Here is an 18,813-nt window from a genome sequence, read left to right on the forward strand (position 1 = left end):
TCGCTAATTACCTATTGCACTTATTGCAATTTTCAAACAGTCCAGAACAGAGCAAATACGCATAATCAAGTATACGCCAACCAATCACAATCTTCAACCAGAATAAGTTTATCAATTTTAAAGTAGCGTTATGGAGAAAATTTTACTCAGAAGAAATGCTTCCGGGGAAAGTAGGGCAAGAAGAATCTGGCTATTTTTAGTTTTGATTCTTTGCGGAATAGTGTCAGTAGCACAGGCACAGGTGACAAGCTTGCCTACAACCTATGGAGGACGTTGGAATACTTTGAACAACTCCCCTGCACCTAAGCAAGGGTGGTCACACGTTGGCTTACCTACGGATACTAACATAAACCTAGGCACAACTGACGCCACCACCCATGCAACCAACACAAGATCTGCAAGTTTCGATGGAGACGGCGATCAATTGATTATTAATTTCTCTGGAATCACCAATCAGTCTCCCGGAGAATTTAGCTATCACATTGCATATGTTGGCAGTGCTTCTTCCTTCACCGGAGAGATGCTGTTGGAGCAATCGGTGAATGGCACTATTTGGTCTACATTACAAACCATTAACAGCAGTTCAAACATAGCAAAAATAACCCAGAGTGATGCAGCCATCTTACCTATTACTGCAACTCCTAACTCAGCTTCAAGATATCTGCGATTCAGAGCTACTTCAATTCCAGCAGGTGTCACCAACATACTTATTGACAAAGTAACACTAAGCCCAAGGCCTGCTGCCCCTGAAATCAATATTGTGGTAGGAAATACCACACAGGCGAACGGTACTACTTATACGTTTACGGAACAACAAAATATCAACACCAGCAGCCCTCCGGTTACCTTTACCATACAAAACAATGGAGACTCACCCTTGTCTATTGCAACCCCATTGGTATTAAGCGGCACAAACACTGATCAATACGAGATTCTAGGAGCCCCATCTTCTTCTCTTGCAGCAGGGGCAACCACTTCGTTTCAGGTTGTTTTTAAGCCAACCACAGCAACAATCAAAAGTGCAGCAGTTACTATCGGCAACAATGACTCTGATGAAAATCCCTATACCATTAATCTCAGCGGAAGAGGCGCAATTCTAGCACCTATTATTACGAGTTTTGAACCAGACGCCGGTACCGTTGGAAGCACCATCATTATCCGTGGTTCTCATTTCACGAACGCGCAAACTGTTATATTCAACAACGGCACCCCAGAGGGGAAAACGGCTACCCTCACAAGAATTGACGATAACACAATATCAGCCACCGTTCCGGCAGGTGCAGAAACTGGCAAGATTAAGCTCTCTTACAACAATTCCTTAACAGCAGAAAGCAACGGGGTTTTCACAGTTATCTCTACCCCAATCATCACGGACTTTACTCCTAAGACAGGCCCGGTCGGCACGATGGTGACGGTGACGGGGGCGAACTTCACTGCTGGCGGCGGCCTGCTGTTCAAGAACGCAGCCGGCGAGTACCTCTACTCAGAGGGCTACGAACTGGTGAGCAGCACCCAGATCAGGGGCAAGGTGCCGCAAGGCGCGGTGACGGGCGTCATCTCGGTGGAGGACGACAACGGCGCGATCACGCAGAGCGACCAGAACTTCACCGTGACCATACCGGCTCCCGTTATTACAGAATTATCTCCTACAGCAGCACCTGTTGGAACACTTATAACTGTTACTGGCTCTAACTTGAAAGGCATCATCAACATCACCTTTGGAGGTGTGCTTGCCACAGAATATGATGACACAGAAGAAAACACTTTATATGTTTATGTTCCGGAAGGTGCTCAATCAGGCTCAATGGTAGTAACCACAGCGGGAGGCTCAGCACAATCAAACTTTACCGTAACCATTCCTGAACCAATCATCACGGACTTTACTCCTAAGACAGGCCCAGTCGGCACGATGGTGACGGTGACGGGGGCGAACTTCACTGCTGGCGGCGGCCTGCTGTTCAAGAACGCAGCCGGCGAGTACCTCTACTCAGAGGGCTACGAACTGGTGAGCAGCACCCAGATCAGGGGCAAGGTGCCGCAAGGCGCGGTGACGGGCGTCATCTCGGTGGAGGACGACAACGGCGCCATCACGCAGAGCGACCAGAACTTCACCGTGACCATACCGGCTCCCGTTATCACTTCCGTTAGCCCCAACACCGGCCCAGTTGGAACCGTAGTAGCTGTTGCAGGAACAGATTTGAAGAACATTATTTCAGTTTCTTTCAATGGCATTCCAGCCTCTTTCTATGGAACGGAAGAAGGTCTCACTACAGTTGTGCCCGAAGACGCCACTAGCGGGCCTATCATGGTAAAAACCGCAGGCGGAACAACGGAGTTTGAATTCCTGGTACTTACCAGCACATTGCCAGTAGAGTTGATTGATTTCACGGCAAAGAGCGTTTCAACCGGTGTGATTCTAAACTGGAAAACCGCTTCAGAGAAGAACAACGCTTACTTTGAAGTGCAGGCAAGCGCCGATCCTTTAAAAGAGGGATTCAAGACCATCCAACGCGTAGACAGCAAAGCAACCAACAGCTCAACCCCTACTTCCTATGAAGCAGAAGACCACACGGCCAAAGGCGCAGTTGCCTACTACCGCCTGAAGCAAGTAGATTTAGACGGGAAGGCAGAGTTCAGCAAAACAATTGCAGTAGAGAAACCCGCTTCCAACAAAACGGCTATTGCCGTTAAGGCATACCCCAATCCATTTGATGACAGCCATAACCTGAACCTTGAAGTTGCAACCGAGAAGGCCGGCGCCCTAACTGCAACCCTCTATTATGTGACTGGGAAAAAAGCACTTGAGCAGGTGTACAAGGTAGAAGCGGGCACCTCAATCTTAGAACTGCCCGTAAACAACGCATCAGTAAGCGCCGGCATGTACATCTTAGTGACTGAACTAAACGGTGAGGTTACCACCACCCGTGTCATTAAAAAGTAACCACAAACGTTTTGTAAAAAGGGGAGGCAAATGCCTCCCCTTTTTTATGCCCTAAAAATGACGTGCGCTCCAATGCAGATAAAAGAAAACCCCTGCGAGCACCTCATTCCAACCGGCTGAGCAGCGCATACATTCTGTCCCATTACTTAAAACTGGCCTTACACCCAAAACGCATCGCTCCAGCCCCCTCTCCCACGGAAAAGGGCTGGGGCGATGCGTTTTGGGGCTATTTTACGGAAAACGGACTGTAAACGGCAGGCCGCTGTTATTATTTTCCGGTAGAGAACAGGCACTGCCTTGTCTCTGGCACGCATTGCCTTCTACGGTTGGTTTTCCTGAGGGGCAGACATCCTCCCTTCGTTCCAGCGTTTTAGGCTTGTTTTGCAGAAAGTAGGCCATAAACGGCATTGGCGTAGACACTCTGCGCACACTCCGAGGTCTTTGGCGCCGTTTTGCGGAAAACAGGCCAAAAACGCAGAAACCTGTGAGGCCTTGAAGACCTCACAGGTTTGGAATCAACTGGCGCAAGACTCCAATCTCGTGACACCTGATAAACCGAGTCTCCAGACTTGCCGGGAACCACCGGCAGGAGGGCGTAACAGCCGCTTATAGCCAAGGAAACTACAGGGACGGAAATAGAGAAGCTACCGAGGCAAAGTTTTCTGACTGCCACGAATACGCAATGTGCCCTTCTATGCTTCTGCCATATACCGCAGCGCTCGGTGCATAAAGACAGCAAATGATTACGCTTTTTTTAAGCTGGAAGCAGTGTTGTTGCTTCGCCTTATTCTCTGGGTGTTCACCAATACAAAGAAACCGAACATCCATGTCACCCCAATCGCCTTATATAGTACAATTCTAACTTTATGGTATATTATTAAAAGTTATTATTGTATTTGTATAATTATACAATATATTTCAACACGTTTTATGATATATTGTATTATACATGCATTATTTAGAACATGGCAGCTTTCAGCTATAATTAAAATAACAAACCAAGCAAAGTCACATTAAGCCAAAACCATTTAATCAAAACTTTTAACAGACAGAAGTTCAAGCCTAAAATTTAGCACTATACACAAACCATTAGGAATAAACAGCTCAGTCAAATGAAATTCAACCATTAATTCAAATAACTATGAAGCAAAGTTTTACCCAGTTAAAACAGGTACTGTACCTCACCCTATGCTTATTCTGCATTAGTGATTTAGCCACCGCTGAAACCAGTTCCTCTTATTATTTGAGCAATCACCCCTCAATGGAGTATTCCAGAGGGCAACAAGCTGCTTTCTCTCTCTCCAATCTTGCCCCATTGGCGCAAGTACTGTCTACATTAGAGACAGATGACTCTACGGCAATTGGCAAGACCTATTACTGGGTTCCTTTCGGATTAAACAACAGAGGAAGCGGGGCTTGGAGTGAAATTGGGCATTGGGCTACCACCAGTGGGGGAAAGGAAAAGCATCAGACGCTGCCCACAGCGGCAGATGATGTGGTTTTTGACGCCAACTCATTTCTATTCGCGGGCCAAAAGGTAACGGTAGACGTAGAGGCTAATGTTAAAAATCTTTCATGGGTCAACATTCGGTCTACCACCTTTGAAGGCAGCACCGCCAACCTCAATGTATATGGATCATTTCAGGCACACAGTAACCTTCTTTTAGCAGCCCCCGCCGGGTTTACCATCACTTTCAAGTCTGGCAACCCAGACACACCTATCAACTTTTTAAACAAGTCCTTCCCGGGTTCTTCCAGAATCACGTTTGAAGGAACAGGCGGCTGGATACTCCAGAGTCAATTAAGTGCCGGACAAGGCAGCACCCTCATGTTAACCGAAGGCACCCTCAAAACCAACAACTATAATATCTCGGTCAACACATTCAGATCTACCGGTGAGAAAACAAGGGAATTGCAGTTAGGCACCTCTACCGTAACCAACCTTGTGACTTGGGATGTTTCCTCTTCTCTGGCGCTCAGGGCGGCAGAATCCAGAGTAGTTTTGAATGGGCCAGGCACCCATACTTTCAATGGCGGTGATCAGGCATACAGAGTGGTTGCCTTACACGGGCCAGAATCCTTTGTAAACAACAGCAACACCTTCAAAGAACTTTCTCTGCCTATTAACGCAGATGCTACCGGCACTAACACATTGAACGTAGAAAGCGGCCAGGTACAGACCATAGAGACCTTGTCAACGCCAGGCAGCGCCCCTTTTACCACCATCCAAGCCTCCACCAAGGGAAGCAACGCCACCATCAATTTTACGTCCATTGGTTTCTGCACAGATTACCTCATTCTGGAAGATGTTCATTCCCAGGGGCCAGGCAGCTACTACGCGGGCTTAAACAGTGAGAACAAAGGAAATAACAATGGCTGGCACTTTATTACCTGCTCCACCGCCATTTATGCCCCAAAGACCGAAGCCGATTATGACACTACCTTCACCAGTGCCACCCTTATTTCTGACGGTTCAAACAAATGGCAGGAGATCAAGTACAACGGAGAATTACTTGGTGCCATCCGCGATGGCGGCAATGCCTTGGGAGACGTGACCATAGACTTTCTGGTAAGCGCTGACAGCAGCCGCACCGTAAAGAACACCACCGGGGCAGAGGCTGGCCTAATGCCCAGAAACTGGAGAATCAAAGCCACCAATGAGCCAAGCCCCGCCCAACCAGTCAGCATCCGGCTTTTTGGGTTGCAGGCAGAGTTTGGGAAGTACAAGGCCGCTACCACCAGCGTAACAACGCTACGTGATCTATCCTTTACCGCATACAGCAGCGCAGACAGCACAGAGAACTGCGCCTATACAGACAACACCGCCCAAAGCTCCACCACCGCCCACCTGGGCAACGCAACCATCACCGCCACCGGCAACTACTTTATTGCCGAACTAACCGGAATCACTGACTTTACCGAGCTCTACCTCCACAACGGCGGAGCCGCTATTGATTTTGTGGCTTCTAAACCCGCGCCACCAGCAGTGGAAGCACCGGCCGAAGAAGACCCCGAAGAAGAAATAGAGACAGAACTGGATCCAACCAACTGCGGCAGCATCAAACTCAAATGGAGAGCCCACGCAAAGAGCAAGAAAGTCTACTACGAAGTAGAAGTAGCCACCGACCTCTACAAAAACGACTTCCGGGTGATTGGGAAATTCCAGAAGCGCAACTCCAGGAACCGCGAAGATTCCTATGAACTGAAAGACAGCAAAACCGGTGAGGAGGCCGCAAGGTACTACCGCCTGAAGATGTATGACGCCAAAGGCAGAAAGTACTACAGCAAGGTGCTCGTGGTGAAGTTCAACTGCGGGGTTCAGGTAATACAGGCGTCTCCCAATCCTTTCACAGATCACATCAGCCTCAGCGTGAATACGCCCAAGGCAGGCGACCTGAACATTAAACTGCTTTCCAGCAACGGCAAAGAAAGCCTCTCTAAAAGAGTGCTGGTGCCGCAAGGAAAGTCCGAGACCCAGATTAGGGTTGATTCCAAAATGAAGCCCGGCTTATATTACCTGTTCACCGAACTGAACGGGAAAATCACTTCCCAACGGATTTTGAGAAAATAGCCCCTAAACAGCCCCGCAAAAAACCCTCAGACATTCTCTGAGGGTTTTTTGTTTGTTTTCCTGAAAACAGCCCCTAAACGCTCCCCTCGCTTTCTGGTGCCCTTGCGCGTCTAAATCATTGGTTATTTGCCGCAAGGGCCGTACTTTTGGGTTGCCACTAACAGAATTCCTATGCAACGCGATTCCCACATCTTTGATCTTATACAGAAAGAGCATCAGCGCCAGCTACACGGCATAGAACTTATTGCCTCTGAGAACTTCGTTTCTGACCAGGTAATGGAAGCCATGGGCAGCGTACTCACAAATAAATATGCCGAAGGCCTGCCTGCCAAGCGCTACTACGGTGGCTGCGAGATTGTAGACCAGTCTGAGCAGTTGGCCATTGACCGCGCGAAGCAACTGTTTGGGGCCGCGTGGGTGAACGTACAACCGCACTCCGGCGCGCAGGCCAATGCCGCCGTGATGCTGGCTATCCTAAACCCCGGCGATAAGATCCTGGGGTTTGATCTGTCGCACGGTGGGCACTTGACGCATGGTTCTTTGGTGAACTTCTCGGGAAAACTGTACCAGCCCTCGTTCTACGGCGTAGAGCCCGAGACCGGCGAGATTGACTGGACTAAGGTACGGGAAGTGGCCGAACGCGAGAAACCGAAACTGATTATCTGCGGTGCCTCGGCTTATTCTCGTGATTGGAACTACCAGGCCCTGCGCGAAGCCGCCGATGCCGTGGGCGCGCTGTTGTTAGCCGATATTTCCCATCCGGCCGGCCTGATTGCCACCGGTCTGCTGAACGACCCGTTTGAGTTCTGCCACATTGTGACCACCACCACCCACAAAACCCTGCGCGGGCCCCGGGGCGGGATGATCATGATGCGGAAAGACTTCGAAAACCCGTTTGGCTTGAAAACCCCGAAGGGCGAATTGCGCATGATGTCTTCTTTGCTGGACAGCGGCGTTTTCCCGGGTACGCAAGGCGGGCCGTTGGAGCACGTGATTGCGGCCAAAGCGGTGGCGTTTTTTGAGGCCCTTTCTCCTTCTTTCAAAGAATACACGCTTCAAGTGCAGAAAAACGCGCAGGTGCTGGCCCAGTCGTTTGTGGAGCGCGGGTACAAAATCATCTCTTCGGGCACCGACAACCACTTGATGCTGATAGACCTTCGTTCCAAAGACCTTACCGGAAAACTGGCCGAAAACACCTTGATCAAGGCAGACATCACCATCAACAAAAACATGGTGCCGTTTGACGATAAATCTCCTTTTGTGACCTCCGGAATCCGAATCGGCTCGGCGGCCGTAACTACCCGTGGTCTGAGGGAGCAGGACATGGATCGCATTGTGGGCTACATTGACCGCGTGCTCATGAACCATGACAATGACACCATCCTTTCTGACACCAGAAAAGAAATAAACAATTGGATGCAACAGTTCCCGTTGTTCAGTTACTAAGCACTAGAAAAGTACATGGCACAACGTTCCGGAGAGGTGGCAGCGCACAGCGGAGAAGAGCATGAAATGACCTTTTTGGATCACCTGGAGATTCTCAGGTGGCACTTGATCCGCTCGGCCGTGGCCATTGTGGTATTCACGGGTATAGCTATGGCCAACAAGGAGATTGTCTTCCATGACATTATCCTGGGGCCTTCCCGTACTGATTTCTTCACTTACCGGAAGCTCTGTGAAGTGGGAGCGGCCCTCAACTCGCCGGGCCTGTGCATCAACAAGCTGGACTTCACGCTACAGAGCCGTGAACTGTCGTCGCAGTTCACCATGCACCTGACCAGCTCGTTTGTGATAGGCTTGCTGATCGGGTTTCCGTACCTGTTCTGGGAAATCTGGCGCTTCATAAGACCCGGGCTGTACCCCAATGAACGGGAAAACTCGCGCGGCGCGGTGTTCTTTGTGTCGCTCCTGTTTTTGTTGGGCTCGCTGTTCGGGTACTTTATTGTATCGCCGCTTTCCATCAACTTTTTGGCCTCTTACCAGGTAGACCCTAGCATCACCAATGAGTTTGACTTGTCGTCCTACATTTCTACGCTGGTCACGCTGGTGCTGTCCTGCGGCATCATGTTTGAGTTGCCCATGATTGTGTACTTCCTGTCACGGGCGGGCATTCTGTCTCCCGAGCTCATGCGCATTTACCGCAAGCACGCCATTGTGGTCATTGCGTTTGTGGCCGCCGTGCTGTCTCCGCCAGACGTATTAAGTATGACCCTCATGGGCATTCCGCTGCTGCTGCTCTACGAGGTGAGTATCAACATCTCGTGGTGGGTACGCCGCCGCGATTTGGCCAAGTTAAACCAACAAGCTACTTCTTAACGCTACTAAGATGAAAATAGCCCTGGGCGGCGACCACGCCGGATACCAATACAAAGGAATGGTGAAAGAACAACTGGAGGCCCTGGGCCACGAGGTAAAAGACTTCGGGCCGTTTTCAGACGCCTCGGTAGACTACCCCGACTACGTGCACCCGTTGTCCTCAGCGGTGGAGTCTAAGGAATACGAACTTGGCATCCTGCTCTGCGGCAGCGGCAACGGCGTAGCCATTACCGCCAACAAACACGCCGGCATCAGAGCCGCGCTGTGCTGGCAAAGAGAACTGGCCGAACTGGCCCGTTCCCACAACAACGCCAACGTGCTGTGCATTCCGGCCCGGTTTGTGAGCGAAGAAGTAGCCGGTGAGATGGTAGAGGCGTTTCTGGCCACTCCGTTTGAAGGCGGCCGCCACCAGACCAGGGTAGATAAGATTGCCTGCGCCTAACGGCGCGAGTTCTGAGTCTTGAGTTCTGAGTCCAGAGTCAAAATAAAACGTAGGGGTGCCTCTTGTGGGTGCCCTTGCTGTTTTGGGGCTGTTTTCTGTAAAATAGGCTATAAACGGAAGAAGCTCCGCCTATGATTTGATTGTTATTGCCCCGGCAGAAAAACAGAAACCATAACCACTGCTTGCGGTTGTTGGTATTGTCACCAACAACCGAGGCCCCGTTTCACCTGCTTAGGGCAACCACAAGGGATTGCCCCTACATCCATATCCTGACTCAGAACTCAGGACTCAAGACTCCTTTACCGCACCCGCCGGTAGAACGGGCCATTTCCCACCTTCTCGTAGCGTTGGAAGACCAGGGGCAGCTTGTATTGCAGCTCGGGCATGAGGTTCTGCTGGTCTACAATGTAGGCGGGAGGGTCTTGCCGGAGGTCTTGCAGAATGGTGAACAGTGCCTCATAGTGGCTCAGCCTGCCAAAGAAAGGCCGAGCCAAGTCCCAGCGCAGATAGGGTGAGCCCAGGCTGTTGTGTTGGTAATAGTTGAGGTCGGGGCCCAGCACCAGTAACCGTTGCCCCTCTATTTGCCTGTACTTGGGAAGATCCTGCACCTGCACCCGTTCGGGTTCTATTTTCAGGGCGGTATACACTACTCCCAAAGGGTTATAGCGTACGGCTATCACACCGGCTACCACCACCAAGAAAAGGAGTTCGGCAATCCAGAAGCGGTTGCCCCCCCAACTGAAGAGAAAGATGCCAAAATAAGAGAGCAAAGGCAGCAGCAAGATCAAACCTTTCACTGAGGCGTCATGGCCGCTAATGAGTACCAGCGCCACCACAATAATCCAGATGAGCATGAACTGCAGGAACCGGGCCTGGTAGTTGGCCCCTAGCGTAACCAAAGGCAGACTGAGCAAGGCCAACCCCAACACGCCCAGCGGAAGGGCCGCCACCGTGAAAACCTGCCCAAGGGGCATGCCAAAGGAGAAAGTAAATTGCCAAGACCAGGTTAGCCCCAGCTCCAGAAAAGGCCCCAGCGCGTTCTGGTACAGAAAATACGTGAACACCACGGTATACGGGAACACAAAGCCCGTGAGCATTAACAGGGTGCTCCTAAAAGCGCCCGAGGCGAAATAAATAACCGCGAAGAAGCCCAGCACCAGAAACCACACCAGCGGCAGATAACACAGGGCCGCCAGACCCAGCATAAAACCAGCCTTGAACAGACGTCCGGCATTGGAAGCCTCTTTGGAGATAGCAGTTAGGCTGGAGACCGCCAAGATCACAAACGTATGGCCCAGCAGCAACTGCGAGAGCACATCCAACTCAAAGAAAATGCTCCCGAACAGCAGATACAGCAAGGCCGGTACATAAGACCTGTAAGGGTGTACCTGGTTCCGGTTGAAGATGAAGTTCAGCAAAAACGCCTGGTAGCCTATCAAGAACGTAGCCAGCAAGCGGTGTGCCAGATAAGACCGGGGGGCCACCATATCCAGGAGCCAGTAGACGGCGGCCGAAAGGGGCCCGGTGGTGTCATACACGTCCTGGTAGAGCATAAAACCCTGGTGCAGGCGTTCGCCCAGCAGCACGTGGTGCAACTCTGAGAGGGTAGTAGGAAGCCCAAAAATGAGCAACGGAAGCCGGATGAGGAGAAACAGCAGTACCAACACCACCCACCTGGACGGAAACAAACTGCGGAAGAATCGTATCAAACAATGCGCGGCTTAGCCTTCGCTCTGACCTTGCGGCAAAGAGGAGGACGGTTTGTGGGGTAAAAATGTGAAATTAATACGATATTTGCGGAACCATGGAAAGTAAACGCCAACAAAAATTCGCCAGACTGATTCAAAAGGAACTTGCTGAGATCTTTCAGCGCGATGTTTCGCATTTGTTTCAGAGCACCTATATATCCGTGAGCGGAGTATCTGTCTCCCCAGATCTGGGCGTAGCCAAAGTGCATTTAAGCCTGCTGCTCAACCCCAACGGCCGCGATTTACTCAACGAAATAAAAGTACATACCAAGACCATTCGGCATGAACTGGCCAAGCGCATCAAAAACCAGGTGCGCGTGATCCCCGAGTTGATCTTCTATCTGGACGATACCGCCGAGTATGCCGCCAAAATGGACAAGATCATCTCCCAGCTTGACATTCCGTCAGAATCAAAAGAAGACCCCACCAACCCGTTCCGGACGGAGGACGACTATTATCTATCTGACGAAGACGGCGAGGATGACGAAGAGGAGGAAGACGACGCCGAAGAGCGTTAGTCTCCTAGGCACTCTTCCGTTTTCTGTTACGCAAGCCAGCTACCAAACCCACCATGCAGTACGATCCCATCAAACGCGTTCTGGGCGAGGCGTTCAACAAAACGCCTTTCCTGCGCAGACTTTTTTACCACCTCTTAGACCTGCTGCTGCTGCGTACGTGGCACATCCACAAAGAACTGCGCGCCTGGGCCAAAACCAAACGCCAGCAGCCCCTCCAGATTCTGGATGCCGGCTCGGGCTTTGGCCAGTACAGCTATTACCTCTCGGGCATGAGCCCCAAATGGCGTATTCTGGCCGTAGACGTGAAAGACGAGCAGATTGCCGACTGCGCCAACTTCTTCCAGAGAATAGGGCGGCATAACGTCATGTTCCGGAAAGAAGATCTGGTCACGTTCCAAGACCCGGAGGCGTTTGACCTGGTGCTGAGCGTAGACGTGATGGAGCACATTCTGGAAGACGTGGAAGTGTTCAGAAACTTCCATGCCTCTATGCGCCCGGGCGGCATGCTGCTCATTTCCACGCCCTCAGACCAGGGCGGTTCAGACGTGCACGGCTCTGAGGAAAGTTCTTTCATTGAGGAACACGTGCGCGATGGCTACAACATTGAGGAAATACAGCAGAAACTCAGAAGCGCGGGCTTCAGCCGCACCCAGGCGCATTATTCGTACGGCGCGCCCGGCAAAATCTCCTGGCGCCTGAGCATGAAATACCCCATTCTCCTGTTGGGTACCACCAAGCTGTTCTTCCTTCTTTTGCCGTTCTACTACCTGTTGGTGTACCCTTTTTGCCTCCTGTTGAACTGGCTGGACACCACCGGCAAGCACCCCACCGGCACCGGCCTTATTGTGAAAGCCTGGAAATAAGTAATTGGGCAGACATAACTATCCCTCTCTTTGTCCTCCTGAAAAGATTTCGGTGGCGAACGGCAACGGCGTTTATCTACCGCTTTTCTAGTTCGCCCACAAAATCCTTTCAGGGTGACATAAGGGATACTATAATTTATCCTGCTACTTAGAAGCCTATACAAGAGGTTGGCAGTTCTTGTAGCACAAAGAAAAGCAGCCCTTGTTTTTGGCATCTTTTCTGAAAAACACCCTAAAAACAAGGGCTGCTTTTCCTGGACTTTGACAATGCCCCAAGAACCCCTAACTTCACCCCTGAAGATTTCCGCGCTGCGGATTAACCATACTAAAATGATAGAGTTAGTCAGAACAGACTCCGCCAACCAAGACTTTGCAGAGCTTGTCTCCCTTTTAGACGCCGATCTGCATGTAAGGGACGGAGATGACCACTCTTTTTTTGCCCAATTCAACAAGATAGACGCCATACGGCAAGTGATAGTGGCGTACTACAACACGTTCGCGGTGGGGTGCGGTGCCATCAAACCCTATTCCCCAGAGATTGCCGAAGTAAAAAGAATGTTTGTGTTGCCTGAGTTCCGGGGGCAGGGAATTGCGGGGAAAGTCTTGGCGGAACTGGAGAACTGGGCCGCCGAGCTGGGATTTAAGTCCCTGATTCTGGAAACCGGAAAAGCGCAGCCCGAGGCCATCCGGCTCTACACCAAAAGCGGCTTCAAGGTAATTCCCAACTTCGGCCAATATGAAAACATTGACTCCAGCGTTTGCATGGAAAAGGACGTAGAACGAAAGAAAGCATCTGAGTTGTAGCCTCGGGGTACGGCCCGGGCATTCGGCAAGGCCAGCCTTTCGCCGCAGAAAACAGAACCCTTTCGCCTAAGAACAGTAAAGGTGACCTGAGTGATGGAAAAAGGTTTAGTCCTTCACTCATTCATTCAACCACTCATTCACGCATTACCAAAAGATGAACGTTGCCCTTTTTATCGCCCGGCGGTACTTCTTCTCCAAGAAGAAGCGCAACATCATCAACATCATCTCCATTATTGCCATGATTGGCGTGGGCGTGGGCACCATGGCCTTGATTGTGGTGCTCTCGGTGTTTAACGGGCTGGAAGATTTGATCCGGTCGCTGTACGGAAAGTTTGACCCCGAGATAAAGATTACCACCGTAGAGGGGAAATCCTTTGAGACCAACGCCCAGTTGCTGGACAGAATCAGGAAAACGCCGGGGGTGGCGCTGCTCACCGAGGTGATTGAAGACAACGCCCTGCTCCGCTACAATGACCGCCAAATGGTGGTGAAGGTGAAAGGCGTGAGTGAGAACTTCTTCCAGCAGAACCTTATTGACTCCGCTATTGTAGACGGTGACTACCGGCTCAAACGAGATGGCAAAGAGTTCGCCCTCATTGGCCGCGGCGTGCAGTACCAGCTCTCCATCAGGCCAGAAAACCCTTTTTCGCCGCTCCAGTTCATGTACCCTAAGGCGGGCAAGAAAACCATCATCAACCCAGAGAACGCCTTCCGCCAGCTGGGCATTCAGGCGGGCGGCGTGTTTGCCATTGAGCGGCAATATGATGATCAGTACGTGTTTGTGCCCCTGAGCTTCGCCGAGGAACTTCTGGGCTATGAGCGCAGGCGCACTTCGCTGGAGATCAAGACCAAGAACCCCAAAGACATTGGGCGCGTGCAGAACGCGTTGAAGGAGCTGCTGGGCAAAGGCTTCAACGTCCAGGACAGCGAGGAGCAGCACGTGAGTTTGCTGCGGGCCGTGAAGGTGGAGAAGCTGTTTGTGTTTGTGACCTTCACGTTTGTCTTGCTCATTGCCTCCATCAACATCTTCTTCTCGCTTTCCATGTTGGTGCTGGACAAGCAGAAAGACATCGCCATCCTGGCATCACTGGGAGCCGACCCGCGCACCATCCGGCGTATTTTCCTGCTGGAAGGGGCCATTGTGGCGTTTACCGGGGCCTTTGTGGGGCTGGTGGTGGGCGGCACCATCTGCTGGCTGCAACAGACGTTTGGCTGGGTTTCCATGGGCATGAGCACGTCAGTGGTAGAGGCGTACCCGGTACTCATGCGCTCCACTGACTTTCTGCTTACCGCCGCCGCCATCATCCTTATCACCTTGCTTGTCTCCATCCGGCCGGCCCGCCGCGCCGCCGCGCTGTCCATCAGAGAAAACCTGTAAGCTGTTTTTAGGCTGTTTTCAGGAAAACAGGCCAGAAACGGTTCTAGTTGTGCCGCCCACTTGCGCCGCCTTGTTTCGCGCCTGTTTTTAAGAAAACGGCGGATAAACAGGCCCATGGGTGCCAAAAAATATAGCAACTGCTAATTTTTTGATTTTTGCTTCGGTGAAAAACAGATTTTGTTGTACTTTCAATATTGGGAAAGCGAGCCTCTGCCATGAAAGTATACACCACACAGCCTTTTCAAGTTATTTATTCTCTTTTTGAGCATGAATACCTGGGCTATTTGTTTGAGTCTTTTGTGGTGCAGGTCAACTCCAAACGCCAGCTCACCCTCCAGCACCAGAACATCTCCAGCAAAAACGCCGATGAATTTGCGGCCCGCCTGAATGAGACCGATTTCGAGCTCATTGAGCTCATGGATCAGATTCAGCAGGATGCGGTGTTCAAGAAATTCGCGGTGAAGAAAACCACCCTCGCTGATTTCTTCTTCAAGACCTATGACCCGGCCAAAGGCGATAAACTCCTGCAAGAGAACATAGACCACTACGTGCAGCGCCGCATGTGCCAGATTCTGCACCTGTTGCAGGACAAGATGGTGTTTGTGATGGGCAAAGACGGCGAACCTACCTGGAAGCGCCTGAAAATGGCTTCTGAGAAAGCCACCGTGCTCTTCCACTTCCGCCGCAATGATGACAATACCCATTATTTCCCTACCCTCAAGTACCAGGGCGAACGGCTGGAGTTCCAGTACCAAGACGCGGTGCTGGTGTGCAAAGAACCCGCCTGGCTGCTGCTCAATGATGTGCTTTACAGCTTTGAGAAACAGGTAGACGGCAAGAAACTGCAGCCGTTCCTGAACAAGAAGTTCATTGCGGTGCCGCGCAACGTAGAGGAAAGCTACTACCGCAAGTTTGTGGCCCCGCTCATAGAGCAGTTTGACGTGTACGCCAAAGGCTTCGATATAAAGTCTGAGCGGTACGTGCCGCAGCCGCAACTCCAGTTCTCAGAGTTGGCGGTGGCCGAGCCTTTACCGGCCTTGTTTGCCACCACGGGGGAAGAGGAGGAGGAAGAGGAAATCACCCACTCGCATGAGGGCGACAAGATTGTTTTTCAGCTTAATTTCAAATACGGCCCCTATACCGTAGGCACGCAGGAAACTAAGAAAATCAGCGTGAGCGTGGAGAAAACCCCGGAGTCTTACATTTTTCACCGGCTGCACCGCGATGTAAACCAGGAGGCTTCCTTTCTGCGCGAGCTTTCCAGCCGGGGCCTGGACATCAGGAACGGCAAGGCAGTCATGGACAAGCCCCAGGCGTTTGGCTGGTTGAATACCTACGCCAAAACGCTGGAAGACCTGGGCTTTACCTTAAAACAGAGCCAGTCAGAGAAGAACTACTTCATAGGAGAGACCTCGGTGAACGTGGGCATCAGTGAGACCAATGACTGGTTTGATATCTACGGCACCGTTCGGTTTGGGCCGTATGAGATCCCGTTCATCAAGCTGCGCAACCACATTCTCACCAAACGCCGCGAGTACAAGCTGCCCAACGGCCAGATTGCCATTATTCCGGAGGAATGGTTTACGCAGTACCTGGAGCTGTTCGCCTTCTCTGAGGGCGAGGAAGAACTGAAGCTGCGCAAGCACCATCTCTCTTTGGTGAGCGACCTGCAGAACGGCAACCTGGCCCACGTGACCATGAGCCGCAAACTGGAGAAGCTGCGCGAGTTTGAGGCCGTGGAAGACAAACCATTGCCCCTCGGGTTTAAAGGCGAACTGCGCCCGTACCAAAAGGCTGGGTATAACTGGCTGCATTTTGTGCAGGAATACCATTTTGGGGGCTGTCTGGCAGATGACATGGGTCTGGGGAAAACCGTGCAGACGCTGGCCATGCTGCAGCACCGCAAAGAGAATGGCGCCCAAACGGCTTCCTTGCTGGTGATGCCTACCTCTTTGGTGTACAACTGGCTGGCCGAGGCCCAGAAATTCACCCCGCAACTGCGCATTCTCACCTATACGGGCACGTACCGCAACAAAAGTGTGGCCCAGTTCAAACACTATGACCTCATTCTCACGTCTTACGGCATTGTGCGCCTGGACTCTGAGATTCTGAAGAACTATATGTTTGACTACGTGATTCTGGACGAAAGCCAGGCCATCAAGAACCCCAATTCCAACACGTCCATCAGTATTCGGGAGCTCAAGTCTAAGCACCGACTTATTCTCACGGGTACGCCCGTGGAGAATAGCACCATGGACTTGTGGAGCCAAATGTCGTTCATTAACCCCGGCTTGTTGGGTACCCAGAATTTCTTCAAAAAGGAATTCCTGCGCCCCATTGAAAAGCTGAAGGACGAACACAAAACCAAGCGCCTGCACGCCCTTATCAAACCCTTCATTCTGCGCCGCCACAAAAGCCAGGTAGCCAAAGAACTGCCCGAGAAGATTGAGCACGTGACCTACTGCAAAATGACCGAGGAGCAGGAGCACGCCTACGAGGAAACCAAGTCTTTCTACCGAAACAAAATCCTGAAGAACATTGAGGAGCAGGGGGCGGCCAAATCGCAGTTCATGCTCTTGCAGGGCCTTATGAAGCTGCGCCAAATTGCCAACCACCCCCGCATGGCCGACCCGGCCTCAGAAGCGGAATCTGGCAAGCTGGGCGAAGTGCTGCGCCTGACCAAAACCGTAGTCAACGAAGGCCACAAGGTGCTTATCTTCAGCCAGTTCGTAAAACACCTGGACATTGTCCGCGCCGCGTTGGACGAGCGCAAAATCAACTACGCCTACCTGGACGGCTCCACCAAAGATCGCCAGGCCCAGGTCAACCACTTCCAGAACGACCCCAAACTGCCGGTCTTCCTCATTTCCCTCAAAGCCGGAGGCGTAGGCCTTAACCTCACCGCCGCCGACTACGTGTTCATCCTGGATCCTTGGTGGAACCCCGCCGTAGAAGCCCAGGCCATTGACCGTGCGCACCGCATAGGCCAGCAGAACACCGTTTTCACCTACAAATTCATCACCAAGAACAGCGTGGAAGAAAAGATCCTCGCCCTCCAAGACAAGAAACTCCAAATGGTCTCTGACCTTATCTCCACTGATGAAGCCGTGATAAAGCGGTTGACCAAAGAGGACATTGAGAGTTTGCTGAGCTAGGCGTCTAAAGGCTACTTTTGGAAAAATCGGTTGGAAACGCAGAGCCATTGATATGTGATTGTCATATAGAGTAGTTTCGGTTATTAGCCAAAATGGCTGTAAACAGGATGTTTAGAAAGTGCAGATAAGCGTATGTTGACGTATATACAATAGTTGGTTGCAATTGAAAAAATATGAAAGTTAACCTAGTTTCCTTCAACTTTGAATTGACTTCAAGCGAAAAGCGGAATTCATTAATTGAGATTTTCAACAACTCAAAGTCCGATTTACTTTTATTTGCTGGACATACTCTTAATGACATATCCGACATTGAAAAAATTAGGGATAAGATAGACAACAAAAGCACCGTTGCATTCTTTGAAGTAAAAAACTTCGGTGCCAGAGAACTGACAAACTGGGCATTTAAAATAGAAAACAATAAAATCCTGAGCTGCCACACTCATCAAATTTTTACCGACTCTTCAGAAATAAACAAGAATAAATATTGCGCTGAACAACTCTTGCACGAGCTGACTTCTAATAGAAAATTTACTGTTAAGGACAAAAGAATAAGCTTGCTAGTTTGCGGTGAAATAAATATCCTAAAAAATATTCAGTCAGAAGACAACAGGGTAGAGTTCAGAGTTCAAGACAAGGAACTTAGAAAAAGCTTTGATTCCATTTTAGCACAAACCGACATTTTCTTGAATCCATTGCATACACCAATGGGAAACCAAGGAAAAATGGAAAAAAGGAGAACGTTTCTGTCAGCCAAAGGCAAAGCATATTTCTCAGCAGCAAACATGGACAATGAAGCTGTACTGGAAAATCGTAAGTTGCATTACGCTTTTGCAAATGGAAACGAGATTGTAGGCGAAATACTTAAATCAACACCAAAATATATCGTCAGAGAATATCAGATAAAGTCGTAATGCTTTTAAAAAAACAACAGCAACCAACATTGTGTAAACATCATACTTCGGCCGACGGCCTCGCACGTTGTTTACACGAGACCGTTAGCGGTCATTGTGGAAACTTCTTACCGGCTGGCAACGCAAAAGAATTATCTGCAAATCCGAAGAAATTATCGGCAAAATT

General features: G+C 50.6%; 12 protein-coding genes. 11 read left to right on the top strand and 1 reads right to left on the bottom strand.

Translation table 11 applies throughout. The features are described from left to right. The first annotated feature begins 130 nt into the window (after window positions 1–130). The 5 genes from HHO50_RS16205 to rpiB all read left to right on the top strand — a co-directional run bounded on the left by HHO50_RS16205 (window position 131) and on the right by rpiB (window position 9,270). Window positions 131–2,941 (top strand): IPT/TIG domain-containing protein, encoded by a 2,811-nt coding sequence (locus HHO50_RS16205; protein ID WP_181307399.1) that lies wholly within the window; start codon window positions 131–133, stop codon window positions 2,939–2,941. Between the two features lie 1,141 nt (window positions 2,942–4,082). Then, on the top strand, window positions 4,083–6,512 hold the full coding sequence (locus HHO50_RS16210; protein WP_181307401.1) for a hypothetical protein: 2,430 nt from the start codon (window positions 4,083–4,085) through the stop codon (window positions 6,510–6,512). Window positions 6,513–6,683: 171 nt separating this feature from the next. Continuing rightward, window positions 6,684–7,958, top strand: a complete 1,275-nt coding sequence (gene glyA, locus HHO50_RS16215) for a serine hydroxymethyltransferase (protein ID WP_181307403.1) — start codon at window positions 6,684–6,686, stop codon at window positions 7,956–7,958. Window positions 7,959–7,973: 15 nt separating this feature from the next. Continuing rightward, on the top strand, window positions 7,974–8,828 hold the full coding sequence (tatC, locus tag HHO50_RS16220; protein WP_255478780.1) for a twin-arginine translocase subunit TatC: 855 nt from the start codon (window positions 7,974–7,976) through the stop codon (window positions 8,826–8,828). Between the two features lie 10 nt (window positions 8,829–8,838). After that, on the top strand, window positions 8,839–9,270 hold the full coding sequence (gene rpiB, locus HHO50_RS16225) for a ribose 5-phosphate isomerase B (protein ID WP_181307405.1): 432 nt from the start codon (window positions 8,839–8,841) through the stop codon (window positions 9,268–9,270). A gap of 299 nt (window positions 9,271–9,569) precedes the next feature. Here rpiB and HHO50_RS16230 read toward each other — a convergent pair whose 3' ends face one another. Beyond that, window positions 9,570–10,979, bottom strand: a complete 1,410-nt coding sequence (locus HHO50_RS16230) for a hypothetical protein (RefSeq protein ID WP_181307407.1) — start codon at window positions 10,977–10,979, stop codon at window positions 9,570–9,572. A 95-nt stretch (window positions 10,980–11,074) separates the two neighbouring features. Between HHO50_RS16230 and rbfA the strand changes: the two genes are divergently transcribed. The 6 genes from rbfA to HHO50_RS16260 all read left to right on the top strand — a co-directional run bounded on the left by rbfA (window position 11,075) and on the right by HHO50_RS16260 (window position 18,647). Further along, the gene (gene rbfA / locus HHO50_RS16235) at window positions 11,075–11,536 is read left to right on the top strand and encodes a 30S ribosome-binding factor RbfA (RefSeq protein WP_181307408.1); all 462 of its coding nucleotides are present in this window, start codon (window positions 11,075–11,077) and stop codon (window positions 11,534–11,536) included. Window positions 11,537–11,589: 53 nt separating this feature from the next. Then, complete coding sequence (locus tag HHO50_RS16240) at window positions 11,590–12,399, top strand: bifunctional 2-polyprenyl-6-hydroxyphenol methylase/3-demethylubiquinol 3-O-methyltransferase UbiG (RefSeq protein WP_181307410.1); 810 nt, start codon at window positions 11,590–11,592, stop codon at window positions 12,397–12,399. A gap of 330 nt (window positions 12,400–12,729) precedes the next feature. Beyond that, entirely contained in the window at window positions 12,730–13,203 is a 474-nt protein-coding gene (locus HHO50_RS16245; RefSeq protein WP_181307412.1) for a GNAT family N-acetyltransferase, read from the top strand. Window positions 13,204–13,357: 154 nt separating this feature from the next. Then, a complete protein-coding gene (locus tag HHO50_RS16250) occupies window positions 13,358–14,581 on the top strand; it encodes an FtsX-like permease family protein (protein ID WP_181307414.1) in 1,224 nt (407 codons plus the stop codon). 215 nt (window positions 14,582–14,796) lie between these two features. After that, window positions 14,797–17,736: a DEAD/DEAH box helicase gene (locus tag HHO50_RS16255; protein ID WP_181307416.1), complete on the top strand. Its 2,940-nt coding sequence runs from the start codon at window positions 14,797–14,799 to the stop codon at window positions 17,734–17,736. A gap of 173 nt (window positions 17,737–17,909) precedes the next feature. After that, window positions 17,910–18,647, top strand: a complete 738-nt coding sequence (locus tag HHO50_RS16260) for a hypothetical protein (protein ID WP_181307418.1) — start codon at window positions 17,910–17,912, stop codon at window positions 18,645–18,647. Window positions 18,648–18,813: the final 166 nt, after the last annotated feature.

The sequence above is a fragment of the Rufibacter sp. XAAS-G3-1 genome, assembly GCF_013623775.1.
Taxonomy (GTDB): domain Bacteria; phylum Bacteroidota; class Bacteroidia; order Cytophagales; family Hymenobacteraceae; genus Nibribacter.